4 protein-coding genes are annotated in these 3,469 nt (G+C 40.6%); 1 reads left to right on the top strand and 3 read right to left on the bottom strand.

The genetic code is table 11. From position 1 onward, the window contains the following. Positions 1–218 precede the first annotated feature (218 nt). On the bottom strand, positions 219–626 hold the full coding sequence (locus L4D09_RS28595; protein WP_428460922.1) for an Imm50 family immunity protein: 408 nt from the start codon (positions 624–626) through the stop codon (positions 219–221). Positions 627–758: 132 nt separating this feature from the next. On the opposite strand from L4D09_RS28595, the gene L4D09_RS28590 reads away from it, so the two are divergent. Continuing rightward, the gene (locus L4D09_RS28590; RefSeq protein ID WP_428460921.1) at positions 759–917 is read left to right on the top strand and encodes a hypothetical protein; all 159 of its coding nucleotides are present in this window, start codon (positions 759–761) and stop codon (positions 915–917) included. Positions 918–1,707: 790 nt separating this feature from the next. Here the strand turns inward: L4D09_RS28590 and L4D09_RS28585 are convergent. After that, positions 1,708–2,166 (bottom strand): GNAT family N-acetyltransferase, encoded by a 459-nt coding sequence (locus tag L4D09_RS28585; protein WP_428460920.1) that lies wholly within the window; start codon positions 2,164–2,166, stop codon positions 1,708–1,710. 671 nt (positions 2,167–2,837) lie between these two features. Next, complete coding sequence (locus L4D09_RS28580) at positions 2,838–3,227, bottom strand: GNAT family N-acetyltransferase (RefSeq protein ID WP_428460919.1); 390 nt, start codon at positions 3,225–3,227, stop codon at positions 2,838–2,840. Between the last annotated feature and the right edge of the window lie 242 nt (positions 3,228–3,469).

The raw sequence follows: 3,469 nt of genomic DNA, 5'->3' as shown, positions 1-3,469 counted from the left end.
CTTCTTTCTTATTTGGAATATTAAATCGAGATGTATCTTCAGATTGCTCCATTTCAACAAATAAATGAATTTCATTTTCTGATGATGGTAGTACATGAATCATATTTTTTACCTTTTGCTATAACGCCTGCAATAAGGTGTGCGCACGCTGAACCAGCAAAGCACACTGAACTCCGAACCAAAGCCGCCGAGTGTAGAGCATCACCTTGATTGCCTTGTTATGCATTGAACTCCGTCATTGATTTCACAGACAAAACGGCAATATCTTTACATGTGAATTTACAACAAACACCAAATATTGAGATGAACTCTACATTAGTAACGCCATTACAATCCGACATTTCAATGTCATCAATAACATTTTGATGATTAAAGCCCTCAATATAAAGTTGTTCAACACCGTGAAATTCAAGTGCAATGACATAATCTTTATCAAGAACAGTATCGAAATCCGCTGTACCTTCATTGATAGTCTTTACTGTGTAACAATTCACAGCAGCATTAAGAACACACTGTTTGTTGGATTTTCTCCCACGCTGTAGTTCTAAAGACAATACCTCAGCATCATGAAAACTGGGCCAAGCTCCAAATACATCAGTAACAAGATCTTTATTTAAGATATCCATAATCTATTTGAGTCTCAGCTGATGATAGTGAGTAAACAATAATGCATAACGCCCGCAATAAGGTGTGCCAACTCTGAACTAGCAAAGCACACCGAACTCCAAACCAAAAATGCCGAGTGTAATGGCATCACCTTGATTGCATTGTTACATGCTGCTCCGAAGTTAAAGCGGCTTGGCCGCCCCACCGAGGCAACAGAAAAACCATCAACAATTGCGGAGCTTGATGTAACCCAAACGGCACGCTACCGCCAACCAAATAACTTAATTGGCATTATAAAAACAGCGACTTAGTAACCACCGAAATAATAACGTGCCAACAATGAATTCAATAGTGCGGTTTCATGAATTTGAGAGAGACAATGCCGTTTAGACCAATGAATATTAATCACGAGGAGCGTTAACCGCACTTTCGATGAACGATACTTGTGCATTACGATCACCGCTGGAACCACTGGAAAATCAACAATCGCCGAAGCCAGAAACCTTAAAAAAACTGAGCATGTAACGCCTGCAATAAGGTGTGCCCCACTGAACCAGCAAAGCACACTGAACTCCATACCAAAACCGCCGAGTGTAACGCATCACCCTTGATTGCCTTGTTATGCAACTCCATCCATTGATTCGATCATACTTGGCCGAAAATCTGTCCACGCATGATAAATCTGCGACATATAGGCAACAAGCTCACACTCGGCTAATTGCGATTTACTTTCAACGATTTGAACCAAACCAACTTGCATGACAACCTGATGCAGACATGCTTGGCTACTGCACCGAACCTATAGGCAAAGAAAAGCGCCAGAACTTTCATAGCAGAGTAACGTTGAAATGTAGGTGTTGCATTGCCAGAGTTAAAGGCAGCAAAGAGAACAACAACAAGCTTATCTCCGGACTTTCAGGCAGCCTTTCGGCAAACGAATGGCCAAAGAAATCGTGGAAATGAGCGATGAATTATCTACCATTGAAATTCTTGGCTCTAGGTGCATAACGCCAGCCATAAGGTGTGCCCCACCGAACCAGCAAAGCGCACCGAACTTCATACCAAAAATGCCGAGTGTAACGCATCACCTTGATGGCCTTGTTAGGCATCTGGTACTGAAATGTAGTACGTCGTGAAACATCCACCATGGACATTCCTAGTTTCTACTCTGCTAGCTAAGCGAGATAAACTCACATATTTCGGCCTACTATTTAACAGGTTCAGTGCTACTTCCTTGAGCCCCATTTTTTGAGCTTTCGCCATTAGATCCTTGAACACCGTGGCACCAACACCCCAACTGTTCTTTTGTAGAACAATAGCTATTTCATGGCCGAAGTCATCTGGTTGAATCCCACACCATCCAACGAGCTTTCCTTCAATTTCAATTGCCCGCACATAACAACCTTTCAATGAATTAATTTCAAGTTTGCTATTTATCCAATCTTGTGCCGATTTTTCGTCATATAAGTCATGTTGGATCAAGTGTGTCCTGACTTCGCACTCATTTAACAAAGCAACCAATTCATTAAGCTTTAAACTTTCCAAATCAATGTACTTCATCACATCTCCTTCGGATGCCTAACGCCTGGGATAAGGTGCGCCGCGATGAACCTACCAAGCCCACTGAACTCCATACCAAAAATGCCGAGTGTAACGCGTCACCTTGATACCTTTGTTATGGCGCACTCAAGGCAACAACATCAATAACCATGCACGCACCGCTTCAGGATGACCTGCTCTTAAGCGAACATCATAACCATTTTAGAAAATAGTTAAAGTTATCACCATTTAACCTGCTGAATTGCATCGATAATCAGAGATTATTTGAACTTGAATAGCTCTTTTATCAAAGCAAGAAACAATGTTACAGGTATACCGCGCAGTAACCGCAAACTATGAAGTTAACTGGTTAAATCAACAGAACTTTAGTAATGACATGATTTGGAATATTGACTCAGAAATTAGCAAGCTCGGTATGAAAATCGAGCGGGCTGCGAACAAAACCAATCAATATCTCAGTTCGTTATACAGAAAAGCGTTCAGGTATATCGCCTGAGAAGACAGACTTCGTAGCTGCTAAGCACGACCCGACATTGATAACGCGAACACTACGTTGCCTGTGCACGTCAGCGCCATAACGCCTGCAATAAGGTGTGCCCCACTGAACCAACAAAACGCACTGAACTCCATACCAAAACCGCCGAGTGTAACGCATCACCTTGATTGCTTTGTTATGGCAATTTTTCCATTAAGATTAATGGAGCACCTTCGAACAAACTTCTTTTAAATTCTTTATAACCTAACTTTTCATAAATGTGTTTACCACGACTATTGCTTTCGAAAACATCAAGCCATATACGGTTGAAATTTAACACTTCCATTACAAAGCCTTCTATTTTAAGAATTGCCTCTTGCCCGATACCAAGGCCTTTTGATGCTACAACAATACGCCTTAGCTCAACACTGTTACTTTGAGCATCAATAACTAAAATAACAAAGCCAACAGTTTTATCATTTTGCTTAATCGAGAGATAATAAATATTACTTTTAGTAAATTCTTTCAGATGCACTTCTTTCTTATTTGGAATAATAAATCGAGATGTATCTTCAGATTGCTCCATTTCAACTTCAGATGCACTTCTTTCTTATTTGGAATAATAAATCGAGATGTATCTTCAGATTGCTCCATTTCAACAAATAAATGAATTTCATTTTCTGATGATGGTAGTACATGAATCATATTTTTTACCTTTTGCTATAACGCCTGCAATAAGGTGTGCGCACGCTGAACCAGCAAAGCACACTGAACTCCGAACCAAAGCCGCCGAGTGTAGAGCATCACCTTGATTGCCTTGTTATGCAT

Source organism: Photobacterium makurazakiensis, assembly GCF_050336715.1.
GTDB lineage: Bacteria > Pseudomonadota > Gammaproteobacteria > Enterobacterales > Vibrionaceae > Photobacterium > Photobacterium makurazakiensis.
The sequence above is the reverse complement of the archived record's forward strand: the minus strand, read 5'-3'. Positions and strand labels throughout refer to the sequence as shown.

Bases quoted from the DNA above. Each gene is read 5' to 3' on its own strand.
- L4D09_RS28595 (WP_428460922.1), bottom strand. From the start codon at position 626: ATGGATATCTTAAATAAAGATCTTGTTACTGATGTATTTGGAGCTTGG.
- L4D09_RS28585 (WP_428460920.1), bottom strand. From the start codon at position 2,166: ATGAAGTACATTGATTTGGAAAGTTTAAAGCTTAATGAATTGGTTGCT.
- L4D09_RS28580 (WP_428460919.1), bottom strand. From the start codon at position 3,227: ATGGAGCAATCTGAAGATACATCTCGATTTATTATTCCAAATAAGAAA.